Consider the following 15,524-nt stretch of genomic DNA (forward strand, 5'->3'; position numbering starts at 1 on the left):
CAAAGGGCGGGATGCTGTGAAGCATCCCGCCCTTTGTTGTGCCCTTTGGGCGAAAAGTGCGGCTGGCGGGCGCGGGCCCGGTCGACGCGGCTAGTCTTCCACGCGGCTGGTGCTGATGATGGTGATGGGGTCCACCGGCACGTCCTGATGGTAGCCGTAGTTCTTGGTGCGGACCTTGGCAATGGCGTCAACGGCCTCCATGCCTTCCACAACCTGACCAAACGCGCAGTAGCCCCAACCGTCGGGGGTTTCATTGCGGTGGTTCAAAAAGCCGTTGTCCACAAGGTTCACAAAGAACTGCGCCGTGGCGCTGTGCGGGTCCATGGTGCGGGCCATGGCCACGGTGCCGCGCACGTTGGCGACGCCGTTGTTTGCTTCGTTCTGAATGGGGTCGTGGGTGGGCTTTTCGCGCATCATCATGTCCAGACCGCCGCCCTGCACCATAAAGTTGGGGATAACGCGGTGGAAGATGGTGCCGTTGTAGAATTCCTCATCCACGTAGGTCAGGAAGTTCTTTACGGTTTCGGGGGCCTTGTCCTCGAACAGTTCGATGATGATATCGCCATGGGGCGTCTCAATGCGCACTTTGGGATTGGACATATGTGGATTCTCCTTGGGAATGTGTCGTTGCCGGACTGCGGGGTCCGAGCCAAGGCCTATAGTGGAAAACGGCGTGGAGGTCATCCCCCGCGGTGAGTCCCCATCCTGAGATACTCCTCACGAAGCCTTGACGGCTGGGTGGTTTCGGCGAAATGCAGGTACAGAAGTTTGAGCATGTTTTTCAGGGCCGGGGCGTAGAGCCGCCGTTCGGCCACCAGCGTTTGTGCGGGAAAGGAGAAGAGCCACGACGCAAAGGCTTGCGCCCGGTGGCTCGCGCGGTGGGCGGCGTTGACGGCGTGCAGGCCGCGTGCGCCGATGGCCTCGCGCCGCTGCTTGTCCGCAAGGGCGTCGTTGATGCGTTCCACAAGGCCGCGGACGTCGCCCATGTCATAAAGAAGCAGGTGCTCGCCGTCGGTGAACAGGTCGTCCTGCCCGTGGCCGATGCGTGGGGTGAGCAGGCAACTGCCTGTGGCAAGGGCCTCAAAGACGCGGAAGTTCAGGTCGCCGCCCTCGCAGTAATTGAGTACCAGCTTCGCCTTGGGGTACAGCGCGCGGAAGTCGCCGCGCTGGGCCACAAGTCCCGGAATATGCATGGCAAGGCGGTCCAGAAAGCGTTTGCGGCGGGGCGTTGTGCGCGCGCTGACCGTGCCGATGAAGGCGACGTCCCACTCCTTATGCGCCGCGCGGGGCTGGATGTCGTCAAAGGCGAAGTTGGGTAGCCACAGCACTTGCTGTGGGGTGAAAGCGCCCTCCAGAAAGGCGGGGATGACGTCGCGCAGGGCCACGGAGCACAGGTCAAAGCACTGGGCGTAGGCCGGGTACCAACTGTGGATGTGCGCGTCCACACAGTGAAAGGCCGTCAGGCAGGGCCAGTTCTCCACGCTGTCGAGGGGCGGGCTTTGGCTTATGTCGCCGTAGACGGCGGCGTCTGGAACGCCGCCGCATGCCGCGCAGACTTCGTCAAAGGTGAGCAGGCGTCCCTGCGGCATGGGCACGCGCACCACGGCGTAGCCAAGGCGGGAGAGCGCCGCACTAAAAAAAGGATTGCCCATCCAGGCGATGGTGGAGGTGTGCATTATCTCCGTACAATGCGCCGCCAGACTGCCCTGCGTCAAGTTTCGGCCCCATTTCGGACAAAACCCCGGCGGGTTGGGGCTATCGGCGTGGGTTGAGAACACGGCGTAAAGAGTATACACACACCGGGCGGGCGTCACATGGCGGCCCGAGTACCATAGCTCGAAGGAGTCTGACATGAGTGAACTGAAAGTGACGCCGGTTCAGCCCAAGCCGGAATTCGATGTGATGTATTTTCTTGAGGTCTGCGGAGAAACCCGCCTGAGCCAGGAACTGCTGGAGCAGCTTGAAACCGCATGGAACGACTGGAAGGACCGCATGGCGGCCTTTAAGCTCGTGCCGTCCATGGCCAAGAATGACGACGGCTTTCTCTTCATCTACCTGAACGAGAGCGTCGAGGACGCCGTGGAGAAGGCGTGGCAGGAGTCCCCGGAAAACGGGATGTTCTTCCACAATCTTGCCATCACGCTGGTGATGTGCAGCGCCCAGAGCCTTGTTCCCGAGCTTCTTGAAAGCTGTACGCCGCTTCCGCGTCCCATGTCCGAAGTGCTGGACTTCTTCGAGACCAGCGGGCTGGAGTGGAACGAGCAGATTGGCTCCCTGAACCGCCAGTACGCCGTGTACACGCCCATGCCGTACCGTGGCGGCTGTGAAATCTGCATGCAGAGCGACACCTGCCCCAACTCCACACTGCGGGGGAACGCCTAGCTATGTCCATGGACCCCCAGACCATGCGGGCGCATATCCGGACCGTCCTGCACCAGAAGCTGGACCAGAGTCCCGAGCGCAGAAAAGAGGCCCTGCAGGAATTCTTTGGCGTGACCATGGGGGCCGAAGTGGACCCCCGCGCTACGGAAAAATTGGCGGATTGCGTGCCGCCCATCCTGCCCGACCTCTACGAGAAGTGGATTGGCATGTTTATGGACCGTCTGTTCGAGACGGTGCCGCAGGACCACCTGGACATGCTGTGCGACGGCAAGGAAGAAAATAATGCCGCGTTGACCCTTATCTATTTGATGTTCCTTGAGTCCGAACGCATGGAAAAGCAGATTGATGAGGATTTGCGCTCCTACGGGCTGGAGCATACTGGTGACCACGACCTTGGCGACTTGGCCTCGTCGTACATCCGGGCAAAGATGACCCAGCTTGGCAAGTCCATCAAAGGGCTGGAGGAGTAATCCGCCTCTGCCTCCCCGTCTTGCAATGAGAACGGCCCGCTTCGCAGTATGCGAGGCGGGCCGTATTGTATGTAGGGGGTAGAGTTAGCTGCAGCGCAGCGGTGTTACCACCTTCTGGGCTGGCGGGGTCGTGCTTCATTGATGCGCAGGGCGCGTCCACCAAGGGAGGCCTCCTGCAGGCTGTCGATGGCGGCCAGCGCTTCGTTGGCGCTCATCTCGACGAAACCGAAACCGCGAGAGCGCCCCGTGTCGCGGTCTTCGATAATCTTGACGGAGTGCACTTCGCCGTAACTTTCGAAAAGTTCACGGATTTCGTCCTCAGTGCTGCTCCAGGGCAGGTTCCCTACGTAAATCGACTTGACCATTTCCAAAACTCCTTAAAAAGATCGTGAAACACAACCCGCAGAACCCATGTCGAGGGTGGGTACAAAACTGCGAGACATTTAATAGTACTCCGCGTTATAGGGTATAAAGTCAAGTGGAAATGCATTTTTCACTGGTTGGTGCATGATTTCCGGTTCTTTTGTTTGCGGAAATAGGTCCGTGATTGGCGGATAAACACATATGGCTGGTGTTATGCTTCGTTGTGTGGGTGCTTCATGGCGCTGTGGCGTTGTCTTGCTCGTTTGTGGATTGGTTGGCCTGTTGTGTGTCGTGCTGACACATGCCGCGGACGTATCCGATACAGACGCCTCGCCGCGTGTTGCATGCACGGTGCGTGAGCGCATTCCCCATGATTCACGGGCCTTTACGCAGGGGCTGTTTTTCGCCGGTGGCGCTCTGTATGAAACAACGGGGCGCTACGGGCACTCCGGCTTGCGGCAGGTGGAGGCGCGTAGTGGGCGCGTTATGAAGGTGTGGCCCCTGAGTCCAACAGTGTTTGGCGAGGGCGCAACAGCGGCGGGGGAGCGCATTGTGATGCTGACGTGGAAGGCAGGGCGGGCGCTGGTCTTCGACCCCGCCACGGAGTGCGTGACGGCGACCTTTACCTACGACGGCGAGGGCTGGGGGCTGACGTGGGACGGGCAGCGGCTGTGGCAGAGTGACGGCTCGCAGTACCTGACCGTGCGCGACGTACGCACCTTTGCCCCTGTGCGGCGCGTGGAAGTGACGGATGCAGGGCGCCCCGTGCGCGCCCTGAACGAGCTGGAGTGGGTGGACGGCGAGATATGGGCCAATGTGTGGCACAGCGACAGCATCGCCGTGATTGACCCGGCGACAGGCGTTGTGACGCGGTGGGTGGATTGCGCATCCATTGCCAGACAGGAGCGCGCCCGCGGCGGCGGGGTGCTCAATGGCATTGCATGGGATGCCGCGGGCGAGAGGTTGTATGTGACCGGGAAAAACTGGGGCAATATGTACGTGATAGACGCACAGTAGGTGTTGTGGGGTGGTTATTCATGTGGTGGCGGTTGGTTGGTGACGCGTGTGGATGCAGTGTTGGCCGGAGTTTTGAGAAAATCAAGACGGCGTCGTGTATTTTGCGTGGGAACTGCCTGGGGCTGTCTAGAAAAAGTCTTGATGAAAAGCATGGGCGTGTGTATATACTTGTCTGTAGAAGTGTTTGAACCTTGTATGGCGCTTTCCTGAAAGGGAGGAGGCATGGCACAGGTTGCGGCGCGGGTATCCCCCGAGCATGAACAGTGGCTCAAGGAATATTTCCGGACCAAGAGCGCTGGAGCGGAGTTCGTCGTCCCGTGGGCTGTGGATACCTTTTTCCGGTCCATCAATCAGGTGAAGGGCATGTTTTCCACACCGGAACTCATGACCATCCTTGAAGCGCACAAGGAAGTGAAACTCCTCCCGGACCAGTCCCGCCTTGCCTATTTGCAACTCCGGCTTCAGGACGCCTGCGACATCAGCCTGCTGCACACGAGGCACGGCGCCAGCAAGGCGAATCTGGAAGCCAAGCTCAAACGTCTTAATGACACACAGGCCGCATCGCTCATGATTTGGGCCGCGGCCTATTGGGTCAGCAAGCGCTGGAAGGAAGTGAACATGGAGGACTATGTTCGCGCCGTAAGCTGACAGCGCGCGTTCTTCGTCCCCTTGCGCGCCAGAGCCGCCCGGAGCATTCCGGGCGGCTCTGGCGCGTTTTGCGTCCTGCCACCGAGGGCTACGCGGCAGGGAGGGTAAAGAACCGGGGGATGCCGCCGATAGGACAAATGTGGCGGTGTGGTGTGCGAGGGGTCTTTTGCCGTCCGCGCGCCAAGGACAGCAGCCTCAAGCGGGAGTACCCGAATGATGCAGCGATGTGGACTATTCATGATGACTGTGCTGGTTGTCGGCCTGCTTGCCGGGTGCCAGTCGCAGCTTCCTGTGGCGTCGTCCTATCCCATGGAGACGCAGCACAAGATGCAGGCGGCGCGGCACTGGGACATTTTGGCCGAGGACGTGGCAAAGCAGAGTAAAAAGGCGCTGGACGACCGCGTGGAACTGCGCCTGTTGGCCATTGACGTCATCCCCGATGCGCAGGGTCCGTTTGCAGAGGTTTTTCGCGAGCTGCTGCGCTCGCACCTTGTGCACGAGGGCCTGCAGGTGTCGGACAAGGATGAAGGCCAGCTCGAACTGCGCTTTAAGGTGCAGATGGTGAAGCACGGCAAGCGGTTTCAGCGTACACCGCCGGGGCTTTTGTCGGTGCTTGGCGCTGGCATTGCCGTCAGCCGCGACCTTGGCGCGGACGCCATTTATGCGGCCAGTGCGGCGGGCATTCTGGCGGACGTGGCCATCGGCACCTTGCCGGGCTACAGCTCGCACGAGGTCATCATCACGTCCAGCATGGTTTGGCGCAATCGTTTCGTGACGCACTCGTCCAGCATTTATTACATCAACGACGGGGATAACCGCCACTATGGCAAGCCGATTCCGCCCGTTGGGGGCGACGGCCTTCCCGCCTACACCACCAAAAGTATGTCTGTGACCAATAACTAGCGAGGCAGTGAAAGTGTCCATCCGTTCTCTCGTGAAATCCGTTCTCCTGTTCCTGTTCTGCTGCGCCGCTGTGGGATGCACGGTGCGGGACACAAGCCAGCAGGGGGCCACCGGGCCTTACCGCCAGACCGTTGGCGGCTCCTTTGAGGGCGACGCCCTTGTCGCCGGCAGTTTTGTGGCCGCCGACGGGCTGGCCGCCAACCTGAAAAACCGCGTCCCCGAGGGCACGCGCATCCTTGCCGCCACCTTTGTGGACCGCGAGGATTTTGAATCGTCCTCGCCCTTTGGGCGGCTGGTGTCGTCGCAGGTGGTTTCGCGCCTTGTGCAGGCGGGGTATGATGTGATGGAAATCCGGCTGCGCAAGGAAATCGGCGTGCGCGCCGGCGAGGGCGAATTTGCCCTCACCCGCGAGACTGCGCGCCTGATGCAGCAGAAGTTCGACGCCGAGGCCATCCTTGCCGGGTGCTATACCGTGGACGCGCACAATGTGTTTGTGGCCGCGCAGGTGGTGCGCCTTGATGACGGCGTTATCGTTTCCGCCTACGACTGGGCGCTGCCCAACCGCGGCGTGGTGTCGCGCCTGCTGTCGCCCAAGGCTCCGCAGGAGGACTTTGAACGCTTGGTGCGTGCGCCCCTTGGCGAAGCGCGCCCCATGGCGCCCGTTAAACGGGTGGCGGCCCCGGCGGCTCCCGTGCGGCAGGAGAACATCACCGACGAGGCGCCTGCCAAGGCCGCCCCGGCCACGCCCAAGACGCAGGGCGAAATATTCCGTTTGTTCCCGCCACAGCGCGTGCAGTAGCGCGGACAGAAGGCAAAGAAAAAGCCCGGAGCGGTGTAGACCGCTTCCGGGCTTTTTGTGTGTTGTGTCGGGGTGCGCCTTAGCTGGCCGCGCCGAGACCGCCATCAAATGCGAGGTTGATGGTCTGGCTGACCTGTACAATAACCTGATTGTCCTTCTCCACGTAGCGGACGTTGCGCTCCGGGTAAAGGGCCATGTCTTCGGCCACAAATTCCCAGCGCTGAACTTCGCGGGCTACTTCTTCATTCAGGACGGGAAAGACGGCGACTGTCACCCATTCGTTATCCATTGCAATCCTCCTAGATGCGCCATCTGGCTAGTTGCCTGCCGCGCCGCCAAGGGCGGGCGTCCACAGGTGGTAAAAGCCGGTGCGGGGCGTGGAGAGGACATCCGGCAGGACAAGGGTTGTCCCGCCCGTGAGGGGTCCAGACCACGAACCGGTGGCGGTGTTGTACAGGTTGTCATCAGGGAAGCGGGTGCGGCGGTAGACCACCACGCGCGCATCCTCAGAAAGTTCGGCAAGGTCGCGGGCCTTGGCAAGGGCGTCTTCGGTATATCCCGTGGCGTCCACCAGTCCCAGCCGTACGGCCTCGTTTGCCATGAGCACACGTGCATCGGCTACCGCGTCTAGTGCCTTCTGGTCAAGTCTTCTCCGCGCCTTCACCGCCTGAAGGAAGCGCGAATTCATGTCGTCTATCATGTTTTGCAGCAGCTTCCGCTCCTTTTCGGGGCTGGCGCGGAAGGGGGACCCCATGTCCTTGAGCGCGCCGGATTTGATGACCATGGTCGACACGCCCACCTTTTCCATCAGTCCATGCAGCTTGGGAACGATGAGCACCGTGCCGATGGATCCCGTCACGGTGGTGGGGTGCGCCACAATGTGGTCCGCCGCAATGCTGACATAATAGCCGCCACTGGCCGCCACATTGTGCATCAGCGCCACCACGGGCCGGCCCGTGCGCTGCCGGAAGGCCATCACTTCATGATACAGCGTGTCCGACGCCACAACCGTGCCGCCCGGAGAGTCCACCATCAGCACCACGGCGCGGATGGCCGGGTCCGCCTCGGCCCGGCGCAGGTGCGAGACCACCTCCTGCACCAGACTGGGCCGAGCGCCAAGGGAGGGGCCAAACTCGCGCGGCGGCGCTGTGGAAATAGTCCCCGTGACGGGAATGACCAGCACTTTTTCCGGCGCAGTGCCGGAGATGACGCTTTCTGCCAGCGGCTGGCCAGCCCCGTCGCCGAACAGGGAAATCTTGGGCGCGCAGGCGGTAAGGCTGGCGGCGGCGAGGAGCACGATGCTCAGGAGCACAAGACGGCGGGACATGGCGGCCTCCTTGAGGGTGTGGGCGCGGTAAAAGGGATGCAATGGAGACGCGAGGATAGCACAGGTGCAGAGAGGGGAACAGCGCAGGGCTGGTGGAAAGGGAAGAGGGCGGCGCCTTGCGGCGGAGAGTGCGCAGGCCGCGTAGTGGGCCGTTCGTGGGGGGCGGGAACGTTGGCGCAATGTGGCTTCTCATTTTCGATTCCTCAGAGAACCGCCACATAGCCTCGCATACAAATAGCGCACAGAATCGCGCACAACAGCGTACAAAAAACCGGCCGAAGGCAAAGCGCCTTCGGCCGGGTATATGACGGGGTGGGTGCGGACTAGTGGTCGCAGATATTCTGGCCCACGGTCAGCTTGCCGTCGAGGTAGGTCTTGACGATTTCCTCGGGGTCGCCGGGCTGCGCGCCGACAACGACCTTGATGCCGTTTTCGGTGAACAGGCTCTGGGCGCGTGCGCCCATGCCGCCGGCGATGATGACGTTGGCACCCTTTTCGGCCAGCCAGCGGGGCAGAACGCCCGGCTCGTGCGGCGGAGGCGTGAGCAGTTCACCCTTGGTGATGGTCTTGGTCGTGTTGTCCACGTCCATCACGGCGAACTTGTCGCAGTGGCCGAAGTGCATGCACAGCTGGCCATTGGCCACGGGCACGGCAAAGCGGGTGGTGCCGTTGTCGCTGGCAAGAACCGCTTCCACGGGCTGGGTGGTGTCTGCCTGCTCCTGCAGCTTGCCGGCAAGGCCCAGCAGGGGCTTGATGATGTGGTTGAAGGCTTCGCCAACCGGGCTGTGATCGCCCAGCTTCAGCACGGGGAAGCCCTCGTCGCCGGCGCGGGCGACATCGGCGTTCATGGGGATGCTGCCGAGGAACGGCACGCCGGTCTGCTGGGCGAGTTCTTCGCCGCCGCCAGAACCGAACACGTTTTCCACGTTGCCGCACTTGGAGCAGACAAAGCCGCTCATGTTTTCCACGATGCCGACGATTTCGTTGCCGACCTGATTGCAGAAGGTCACGGAGCGGCGCACGTCGTCAATGGCCACCCCCTGCGGGGTGGTGACGATGACGGCCTTGGCGTCGGAGCCAAGCTCCTGCAGGGCGGAGAGGGGTTCGTCGCCGGTTCCGGGAGGGCAGTCTACGATCAGGAAGTCCAGGTCGCCCCACGTGACGTCGGAGATGAACTGGCGGATGAGGCCAATTTTTACCGGGCCACGCCAGATGACGGCGTCGTCCTTGGAGGGCAGCAGGAAGCCCAGGGACATAACGCCCAGATTCTGGCTCCAGGAGACAGGCTCCATGCAGTCGCGCTCCATGTGGGGCTTTTCGTCCTGCAGGGAGAGCAGGCGCGGGACGCTGGGGCCGTGGACGTCAACGTCCAGCAGGCCAACCTTCATGCCCGCCATGGACAGTGCCACGGCAATGTTGGTGGCGACGGTGGACTTGCCCACGCCGCCTTTGCCGGACATGACGACAATTTTATTCTTGATCCGGCCCAGGGCTTTTTTGATTTTCTGGTCCTGAGGGTTCTCCTGGCAGGAGCCGCAGGATTCGCTGCCGCTGGAGCAGTTACCGCATTCGCTCATAGTGTTCCTCCTAATCTATGCCTTATCGGCAAACAGGCGACGGGACACGTTGTCCCAGATAGTGCGCATGGTAAGGCCAAGGCCGTCGGGGTCGTACTCGACGATGCTTTTACCGTGAATTTGCGCAGTTGTGACCACCTGGTCATACGGGAGCACGCCCGCGATTTCAACGTCGTACTCCTCACACCAGCATTTGATCTCCTCAACGATGGCGGCGTTGATGTCCGCCTTGTTGATGATGACCATCATGGGCACCTTGAAGTGCCGTGAAAGTTTATACACGCGCTTGAGGTCGTGTAGGGCGGAGAGTGTCGGCTCCGCAACGGCCAGCGTCAGGTCCGTGCCGCCAAGGGAGGCGATGACCGGGCAGCCCACACCGGGAGGGCCGTCGGTCAGGATAAGGTCCGCGCTCAGCTTTTCCGCCGTGGCGCGGGCTTCCTTGCGCACGGTGGTAACCAGCTTGCCGGAGTTCTCCTCGCCTATGCCAAGGTTGGCGTGCACCATGTGCCCAAAGCGCGTTGTGGAGTCGTACCAGTAGCCGCACATGCGTTCCTGCATGGTGGCGGCCTGAACCGGACAAACAAAGGCGCACACGCCGCAGCCCTCGCAGTGTTCCTTCTGCACCGTGAAGTCCTCGGTAATGGCGTCGTAGCGGCAGTGCTCCGCGCACAGCCCGCACTGGGTGCAGGCGTCCGGGTCAATGGTCGCTATCTCGCCGCTGTAGAAGTCCACCGTGCGGCCCACGGTGGGGTCGAGGATGAGGTGCAGGTCCGCCGCGTCCACGTCGCAGTCCGCAAGGACCTTGTTGGGCGTCAGTGCGGCCAGCGCGGCGGTGACGGTGGTTTTGCCCGTGCCGCCCTTGCCGCTGATGACTACGAGTTCCTTCATGCCGCGCCCTCCTGTGCCGCCATGCTCTGGATATTCGCCCAGATGGCGGCGTAGGCCTGCGAGAAATCGGGCAGGGCTTCAATGTGCAGGCGTCCCTCGGAGTAGCAGTGCGCCGCCTCGGTGGAGTGGGGCAGACTGCCCAGCAGGGGGATGCCTTCGCGTTCAAGGTATTTGTGGGTGCGGTCGTCGCCCATGCCGTCGCGGTTGATGACCACGCCAAAGGGGATGTTCATCTTGCGCAGCACGCCAACGGCCAGTTCAAGGTCATGCAGGCCAAAGGGCGTGGGTTCGGTGACCAGCACGGCAAGGTCGCTGCTGCCAAGGGACGCAATGACCGGGCAACTGGTTCCGGGCGGGCTGTCGATAATGCGCACGTCCGCCTCGGGCGAGTCCTTTTTGACGGCCTGAATAAGCGGCGGTGCCATGGCTTCGCCGATGCGGAGTTCACCGCCAGTGACAATGAGCCCCTTGGCACCGGAAACCGTGGCCGGGCCTTGCCTGACGATGCCGATTTCGCGCTCGCCTTCGGTGATGGCGTTTGCTGGGCATGCAAGGTTGCACAGGCCGCATCCGTGACAGAGTTCGGGAAAGACCATGACCGACCCGCCCATCATGATGAGCGCTTTAAAGCGGCAGAGGTCTACGCACTTGCGGCACTCCTCGCCGAGGCAGGCGTCCTCGTCCACGACGGGGACGGGCACGCTCTCGGTGCGGGTTTCGGTCCAATCCGGCTTGAGGAAAAGGTGCAGGTTGGGCTCCTCCACGTCGCAATCCAGCGCCGTGACATGGGTGCCCCGCGAGGCAAGCCATGCGGCGAGGTTTGCGGAGACCGTGGTTTTGCCCGTGCCGCCCTTTCCGCTGGCAACGGCTATATTCAGCATCGTGGTATCCATTCTCCCCGGCCTACCAGTGGCCTTCCTTGTCGGCGGCGTCGGCTGCACTCAGCTTGCCGGACTTGAAGGCGTCCAGCGCTTCCTGCACGGTGCCCGCCGCGCCAAGGTAAATGTCAATCTTGCCCTTGTTTAGTGCAGTGAAGGCCTTGGGGCCAACGTGGCCGGTGATGACGGCCTGTGCGCCCGTGCGGGCCACATTCTGCGCGGCCTGAATGCCAGCGCCCTGCGCCAGGGTAAGGTTCTGCGTGTTGTCTGCGTAGTCGATGTCGCCGCTTTCGGTATCCACAAGGACAAATCCGGCGGCGCGGCCGAAGCGGGGGTCGATGGAGCTGTCCAGAGTCTGGCCCTGACTGGTGATGGCGATTTTCATCTATGCGCCTCCCTTTTTCGGAGTCTTTCCCGTGCCTCGTCCGTGACCCATGCCGCGCCCCTGTCCGTAGCCCTGACGGCGTTCGCGGCAACCGGGAGCGATGAGGTCGCTCTCCATGCGGCCTCTGCCGCAGCGTCTGCCGCCGCATCCGGGCATGGCGAGATGTTCGAGACTATCGTCCAGCACGGCGCTGAGCACGTCTTCAATGGTGCCCCGTACCCATGGGCGAACGTCCAGTCCGGCCTGAAGCAGCATCCGGCGCGTACAGCCGGTGACGCCGCCACAGACGAGGGAGTCCACCTTATAGGAGGTGAGGGCGCTTACAAGGCGCGCGGTGTCGTTCTGGGCGATGTCGAAGCCCCCGGCGGGGGTCGCCGTGCCGTCCTCTACGCGGTAGAGGCGGAAGCTCGTTGTGTTTTCGAGCAGAGAGGCCAGCCGGTCTTCGAAGCATGCCAAACAGAGGTTCATGCGTGGTCCTCGGCAACGGGATTGTGGGCGTGGCGAAATGCCATGGCCCGTGTTCGGGAGGAGATGAGCATAGATGGTGCCAAAATATGCGTTTTGTTGAAAAGTGTTGAAATTCAGTTGTTTATGTTGTGCGGGTAGTGCCCCGTAACCGTAAAACAGGCGAAAAAAAAGCCCGCGGCAAGGCGGGCCGGGCTTAAAATTCGCCCATATCCTGACAGCGGCGTATCATGCGCCGGAGTGTGTCTTTGGAGATATCCAGCTCGCGGCACGTCTTCATACGTTTCCCGCCGTTACGGGCCAGGGCGCGGGCCACGGCGCGGCATTTGATGCGCTCCAGCGACATGGGCTGGTCGTCACCGGCTGCGATGGGCGCGGCGTCTTCCTCGGGCTGGAGGTGCTCGGGCAGATGCTCCACCTGCACAAAGCCGGACGGGCAGAGGATGAATGCGAATTCCAGCACGTTTTCCAGCTCGCGCACGTTGCCGGGGAAGGGGTGGCGCATGAGGATGGACAGTACGTCCTCGGAGACGCCTTCCACGTCCTTGCCCTGCAGGGCGTTGAGCTTGCGCACAAAATAGTCCACCAGCAGGGGGATGTCCTCGCGGCGCTCGCGCAGGGCGGGCAGGTGCATCTGGGCGACGTTCAGGCGGTAGTAGAGGTCCTGGCGGAAGGTGCCTTCGTCCACGAGGGCCTGCAGGTCGCGGTTGGTGGCGGCGATGACGCGGACATCGGCCTTGACGGGCGTTTCGGACCCCAGCGGCTCAAAGACTTTCTCCTGCAGGACGCGCAGGAGCTTCACTTGCAGGTTTTGCGGCATGTCGCCGATTTCGTCGAGGAACAGCGTGCCGCCGCGCGCGGTTTGAAAGCGACCGGCCTTGTCGCGTTTGGCGTCGGTGAAGGCTCCGGCCTTGTAGCCGAACAGCTCGGACTCCAGCAGGGTATCCGGCAAGGCGCCGCAGTTGACGGCGACAAAGGGCCCGTCCTTGCGGCTGCTGAGGTTGTGGATGGCGCGGGCGAACAGCTCCTTGCCTGTGCCGGACTCGCCAAGCAGCAGCACCGTGGCCTGACTTTTGGCGATGTGCGGCAGTATGCGGAAGGTGCGCGACAGGGCCTCGGATTTGCCCACGATGTCCTCAAAGGTGTAGGACTCCTGCATTTCCTTGCGGATGAGGTGGATGTCCGTGAGGTCGCGGAAGGTCTCCACGCCGCCCACGACGTTGCCGTCGCAGTCGTACAAGGGCGAGGCGGAGATGGAGATGGGCACCTTCTCCCCGTCCGGGCGGACGATGAAGATGGACTTGTTGGAGATGGAGCCGGTTTTGCGCAGGCAGGTGCGCAGGGCGCAGTCGCCGTCGCAGATGCTGGAGTGGAAGACCTCCCAGCACTTTTGGCCGATGGCTTCCTCCGCGGGCACGCCCGTGATGCGCGAGGCCGCCTGATTAAAGGACGTGATGGTCCAGTCCAAGTCCACGGTGAACACACCGTCGGCAATGGAATTGAGGATGGCTTCTCCGGGGAGATTGTCCGGGAACGGCATTGACTCCTGTCTCCTTACGTAGCCCGCTTGTCCACAGGGGAGAAGCGGACAAGGAGCATGCGCCGCGCGGCGCATGCTCCTTGATGATGTCGTCTTTGGCGCGGCGTTGTGCGCGGAGGACGGCGCAGCGGTGCTGGCCGTGCGGCGCGCTATTCGGCCTGCTTCTTTTCCTTCACCTTCTGGCGCAGCCATGCGTACCAGCCGTCGAGGCCTTCGCAGGTCTTGCAGGAGACGGGGTAGATGCTGATGTCCTTGTTCAGGCCGGTGGCGAAGCGGCGGGCCTTTTCCATGTCAAAGTCCACGTAGGGCAGCAGGTCGATCTTGTTCAGGACCATGACGGCGGATTCGGCAAAGAGCAGTGGGTACTTCTCCGGCTTGTCGTCGCCTTCGGTCACGGACAGCAGGGCGACCTTGAAGTCTTCGCCCACTTCAAATTCGGCAGGGCACACAAGGTTGCCCACGTTCTCCACGAACAGGATGTCCAGTCCCTCAAGGTCGATGGATTCAAGGGCTTCCAGAATCATGGAGCCGTCGAGGTGGCATGCGCCGTCGGTGTTGATCTGCACGGCCTGCGCGCCGGTGGCGGCAACGCGCTTGGCGTCGTTGTCCGTGAGGATGTCGCCCTCGATGACGGCCATTTTGAACTCGTTGCGCAGGTCTTCCAGCGTACGCTCCAGCGTGGAGGTCTTGCCGGACCCGGGGGAGCTGATGAGGTTCAGCACCAGCACCTTGTTCTGCGCAAATCTCTTTCGCAACTGGGCGGAGATGCGGTCGTTTGCCTCAAGGATGTTTCGTACAACTGGGATTTCCATGTCCTGTCTCCTTGGAATCATGTTGCGGGTCCGCCTGTGGCGGAGTGGGCCTTATTCGGCCTCCATGTTGTCAAGGTAGAGTTCTTTGCCCTGCAGCACCTTGTGCCCTATTCCCTCGCCGCAGTCGGGGCAGGGAACGAACAGGGCGTCCGGCTCTTCCGGCGAGAAGCGGAGGCCGCACTCGCCGCATTCAAGGATGAGGGGGATGACCTCCATGTCCAGTTCTGCGCCTTCCAGCGGCGTACCGAGGGTGCACGCCTCAAAGGCGAAGTGCAACGACTCCGGCACAATGGCCGCCAGCTTGCCATGCTTTACCCGGACCCGCCGAAGCGTGGTCAGGCCGTGCTTTTCCATTTCCTCTTTGATGATGCTGATAAGGCTCTGGGCTATGGACATCTCGTGCATTGGCTTGCTCTCTTCGGGAAAGGCGGTTCTGGTCGAAAGTGGCCTTCGTTTGAACTCGGTTTCTTCATACATCTCCGCGCCGTGAATGAAAAGGCGTATTTCTGAGAATGGTGGGCACTTTGGCGGGAAGGCGCGTGAAATGGCGGGTTTCGGGGCGTTTGCGGGCGCATGTTTTGCCCTGCGATGTGGGCGCAGAATTCGCCCTGCGGGAGAGCCGCGCAACAAAAAACGCGGCGCCCGTGGGAGGTGCGCCGCGTTTTGAGGTCGTCATAGTGCGTGAGCGTACTAGCTGCAGCAGCTCCCGGAGGAGCCGCAACCGCCGCAGCCACCACCGCTGGTGCCGCAACCGCCGCCGCCAAGCTCCAGAGAAGACTCAATGGTGAAGCCGGTGTAGGTCAGGTCCACTTTGATGGGCTGTGCGCTGGCGTGCAGCTTGGATTCCACCACGAAGGTGAGGTCGTCGCCGAGGTCAAAGCTTTCGTCGCCTTCACCGGGTGCGTCCAGCGCCAGAGACAGGCGTGGTCCGGAGCAGCCGCCCGGAGCCAAGTACACACGGATGGGAGAAACTTCCTTGTCGCTGAAGAAAGCCACCAGCTCCTTGCGGGCGGCTTCGGTGATTTCAATCATTGATTACTCCTATTCTGTCGATTGGGTATCTGGATGGA

At 62.0% G+C, this 15,524-nt stretch carries 20 protein-coding genes; 6 read left to right on the forward strand and 14 right to left on the reverse strand.

What is annotated here, in order from left to right; genetic code table 11:
* Positions 1–90: 90 nt before the first annotated feature.
* Both ACI3L3_RS12355 and ACI3L3_RS12360 read right to left on the reverse strand, forming a co-directional pair.
* Entirely contained in the window at positions 91–600 is a 510-nt protein-coding gene (locus ACI3L3_RS12355) for a peptidylprolyl isomerase (protein WP_404845435.1), read from the reverse strand.
* 80 nt (positions 601–680) lie between these two features.
* Complete coding sequence (locus tag ACI3L3_RS12360) at positions 681–1,676, reverse strand: glycosyltransferase (RefSeq protein ID WP_404845436.1); 996 nt, start codon at positions 1,674–1,676, stop codon at positions 681–683.
* A gap of 175 nt (positions 1,677–1,851) precedes the next feature.
* On the opposite strand from ACI3L3_RS12360, the gene ACI3L3_RS12365 reads away from it, so the two are divergent.
* Both ACI3L3_RS12365 and ACI3L3_RS12370 read left to right on the forward strand, forming a co-directional pair.
* Complete coding sequence (locus ACI3L3_RS12365) at positions 1,852–2,382, forward strand: hypothetical protein (RefSeq protein WP_404845437.1); 531 nt, start codon at positions 1,852–1,854, stop codon at positions 2,380–2,382.
* A 2-nt stretch (positions 2,383–2,384) separates the two neighbouring features.
* Positions 2,385–2,852 carry a hypothetical protein gene (locus tag ACI3L3_RS12370; protein WP_404845438.1) on the forward strand — a complete coding sequence of 156 codons (468 nt, stop codon included), beginning with the start codon at positions 2,385–2,387 and terminating at the stop codon, positions 2,850–2,852.
* Between the two features lie 104 nt (positions 2,853–2,956).
* Here ACI3L3_RS12370 and ACI3L3_RS12375 read toward each other — a convergent pair whose 3' ends face one another.
* Positions 2,957–3,217, reverse strand: a complete 261-nt coding sequence (locus ACI3L3_RS12375; protein ID WP_404845439.1) for an RNA recognition motif domain-containing protein — start codon at positions 3,215–3,217, stop codon at positions 2,957–2,959.
* A gap of 289 nt (positions 3,218–3,506) precedes the next feature.
* Here ACI3L3_RS12375 and ACI3L3_RS12380 point away from each other — a divergent pair, with 289 nt between their 5' ends.
* From ACI3L3_RS12380 to ACI3L3_RS12395, 4 genes are all read left to right on the forward strand, one after another.
* Complete coding sequence (locus ACI3L3_RS12380) at positions 3,507–4,232, forward strand: glutaminyl-peptide cyclotransferase (protein WP_404845440.1); 726 nt, start codon at positions 3,507–3,509, stop codon at positions 4,230–4,232.
* 222 nt (positions 4,233–4,454) lie between these two features.
* Positions 4,455–4,880, forward strand: a complete 426-nt coding sequence (locus tag ACI3L3_RS12385; RefSeq protein ID WP_404845441.1) for a hypothetical protein — start codon at positions 4,455–4,457, stop codon at positions 4,878–4,880.
* Between the two features lie 213 nt (positions 4,881–5,093).
* Positions 5,094–5,783 carry a hypothetical protein gene (locus ACI3L3_RS12390; protein ID WP_404845442.1) on the forward strand — a complete coding sequence of 230 codons (690 nt, stop codon included), beginning with the start codon at positions 5,094–5,096 and terminating at the stop codon, positions 5,781–5,783.
* A 13-nt stretch (positions 5,784–5,796) separates the two neighbouring features.
* Positions 5,797–6,582, forward strand: a complete 786-nt coding sequence (locus ACI3L3_RS12395) for a FlgO family outer membrane protein (protein WP_404845443.1) — start codon at positions 5,797–5,799, stop codon at positions 6,580–6,582.
* Positions 6,583–6,661: 79 nt separating this feature from the next.
* On the opposite strand, the gene ACI3L3_RS12400 is transcribed toward ACI3L3_RS12395, so the two are convergent.
* From ACI3L3_RS12400 to ACI3L3_RS12450, 11 genes are all read right to left on the reverse strand, one after another.
* Positions 6,662–6,871, reverse strand: a complete 210-nt coding sequence (locus ACI3L3_RS12400; RefSeq protein ID WP_404845444.1) for a hypothetical protein — start codon at positions 6,869–6,871, stop codon at positions 6,662–6,664.
* A 27-nt stretch (positions 6,872–6,898) separates the two neighbouring features.
* Complete coding sequence (gene sppA, locus ACI3L3_RS12405) at positions 6,899–7,909, reverse strand: signal peptide peptidase SppA (protein WP_404845445.1); 1,011 nt, start codon at positions 7,907–7,909, stop codon at positions 6,899–6,901.
* Between the two features lie 323 nt (positions 7,910–8,232).
* Positions 8,233–9,486 (reverse strand): iron-sulfur cluster carrier protein MrpORP, encoded by a 1,254-nt coding sequence (locus ACI3L3_RS12410; protein WP_404845446.1) that lies wholly within the window; start codon positions 9,484–9,486, stop codon positions 8,233–8,235.
* Between the two features lie 15 nt (positions 9,487–9,501).
* Positions 9,502–10,374, reverse strand: coding sequence for an ATP-binding protein (locus ACI3L3_RS12415; protein WP_404845447.1), 873 nt, complete (start codon positions 10,372–10,374; stop codon positions 9,502–9,504).
* The gene (locus ACI3L3_RS12420) at positions 10,371–11,255 is read right to left on the reverse strand and encodes an ATP-binding protein (RefSeq protein WP_404845448.1); all 885 of its coding nucleotides are present in this window, start codon (positions 11,253–11,255) and stop codon (positions 10,371–10,373) included. Before ACI3L3_RS12420 ends, ACI3L3_RS12415 begins: the two co-directional genes overlap by 4 nt.
* 22 nt (positions 11,256–11,277) lie before the next feature.
* Complete coding sequence (locus ACI3L3_RS12425) at positions 11,278–11,637, reverse strand: NifB/NifX family molybdenum-iron cluster-binding protein (RefSeq protein WP_404845449.1); 360 nt, start codon at positions 11,635–11,637, stop codon at positions 11,278–11,280.
* A complete protein-coding gene (locus ACI3L3_RS12430) occupies positions 11,638–12,105 on the reverse strand; it encodes a NifB/NifX family molybdenum-iron cluster-binding protein (RefSeq protein ID WP_404845450.1) in 468 nt (155 codons plus the stop codon).
* Between the two features lie 193 nt (positions 12,106–12,298).
* Complete coding sequence (locus tag ACI3L3_RS12435; RefSeq protein WP_404845451.1) at positions 12,299–13,642, reverse strand: sigma-54 interaction domain-containing protein; 1,344 nt, start codon at positions 13,640–13,642, stop codon at positions 12,299–12,301.
* Between the two features lie 149 nt (positions 13,643–13,791).
* Positions 13,792–14,454, reverse strand: a complete 663-nt coding sequence (hypB, locus tag ACI3L3_RS12440) for a hydrogenase nickel incorporation protein HypB (protein WP_404845452.1) — start codon at positions 14,452–14,454, stop codon at positions 13,792–13,794.
* Between the two features lie 51 nt (positions 14,455–14,505).
* Complete coding sequence (locus tag ACI3L3_RS12445) at positions 14,506–14,859, reverse strand: hydrogenase maturation nickel metallochaperone HypA (protein ID WP_404845453.1); 354 nt, start codon at positions 14,857–14,859, stop codon at positions 14,506–14,508.
* 285 nt (positions 14,860–15,144) lie between these two features.
* Positions 15,145–15,486 carry an IscA/HesB family protein gene (locus ACI3L3_RS12450; RefSeq protein WP_404845454.1) on the reverse strand — a complete coding sequence of 114 codons (342 nt, stop codon included), beginning with the start codon at positions 15,484–15,486 and terminating at the stop codon, positions 15,145–15,147.
* Positions 15,487–15,524: the final 38 nt, after the last annotated feature.

The organism is Desulfobaculum sp. SPO524 (assembly GCF_044987625.1).
Lineage (GTDB): Bacteria > Desulfobacterota > Desulfovibrionia > Desulfovibrionales > Desulfovibrionaceae > Desulfobaculum.

Coding starts and splice junctions, on each gene's coding strand:
- ACI3L3_RS12435 (WP_404845451.1), bottom strand. CDS start 13,642: ATGCCGTTCCCGGACAATCTCCCCGGAGAAGCCATCCTCAATTCCATT.
- ACI3L3_RS12430 (WP_404845450.1), bottom strand. CDS start 12,105: ATGAACCTCTGTTTGGCATGCTTCGAAGACCGGCTGGCCTCTCTGCTC.
- ACI3L3_RS12420 (WP_404845448.1), bottom strand. CDS start 11,255: ATGCTGAATATAGCCGTTGCCAGCGGAAAGGGCGGCACGGGCAAAACC.
- ACI3L3_RS12370 (WP_404845438.1), top strand. CDS start 2,385: ATGTCCATGGACCCCCAGACCATGCGGGCGCATATCCGGACCGTCCTG.
- ACI3L3_RS12400 (WP_404845444.1), bottom strand. CDS start 6,871: ATGGATAACGAATGGGTGACAGTCGCCGTCTTTCCCGTCCTGAATGAA.
- ACI3L3_RS12375 (WP_404845439.1), bottom strand. CDS start 3,217: ATGGTCAAGTCGATTTACGTAGGGAACCTGCCCTGGAGCAGCACTGAG.
- hypB (WP_404845452.1), bottom strand. CDS start 14,454: ATGGAAATCCCAGTTGTACGAAACATCCTTGAGGCAAACGACCGCATC.
- ACI3L3_RS12390 (WP_404845442.1), top strand. CDS start 5,094: ATGATGCAGCGATGTGGACTATTCATGATGACTGTGCTGGTTGTCGGC.
- ACI3L3_RS12355 (WP_404845435.1), bottom strand. CDS start 600: ATGTCCAATCCCAAAGTGCGCATTGAGACGCCCCATGGCGATATCATC.
- ACI3L3_RS12415 (WP_404845447.1), bottom strand. CDS start 10,374: ATGAAGGAACTCGTAGTCATCAGCGGCAAGGGCGGCACGGGCAAAACC.
- ACI3L3_RS12365 (WP_404845437.1), top strand. CDS start 1,852: ATGAGTGAACTGAAAGTGACGCCGGTTCAGCCCAAGCCGGAATTCGAT.
- ACI3L3_RS12445 (WP_404845453.1), bottom strand. CDS start 14,859: ATGCACGAGATGTCCATAGCCCAGAGCCTTATCAGCATCATCAAAGAG.
- ACI3L3_RS12450 (WP_404845454.1), bottom strand. CDS start 15,486: ATGATTGAAATCACCGAAGCCGCCCGCAAGGAGCTGGTGGCTTTCTTC.
- sppA (WP_404845445.1), bottom strand. CDS start 7,909: ATGTCCCGCCGTCTTGTGCTCCTGAGCATCGTGCTCCTCGCCGCCGCC.
- ACI3L3_RS12360 (WP_404845436.1), bottom strand. CDS start 1,676: ATGCACACCTCCACCATCGCCTGGATGGGCAATCCTTTTTTTAGTGCG.
- ACI3L3_RS12385 (WP_404845441.1), top strand. CDS start 4,455: ATGGCACAGGTTGCGGCGCGGGTATCCCCCGAGCATGAACAGTGGCTC.
- ACI3L3_RS12425 (WP_404845449.1), bottom strand. CDS start 11,637: ATGAAAATCGCCATCACCAGTCAGGGCCAGACTCTGGACAGCTCCATC.
- ACI3L3_RS12410 (WP_404845446.1), bottom strand. CDS start 9,486: ATGAGCGAATGCGGTAACTGCTCCAGCGGCAGCGAATCCTGCGGCTCC.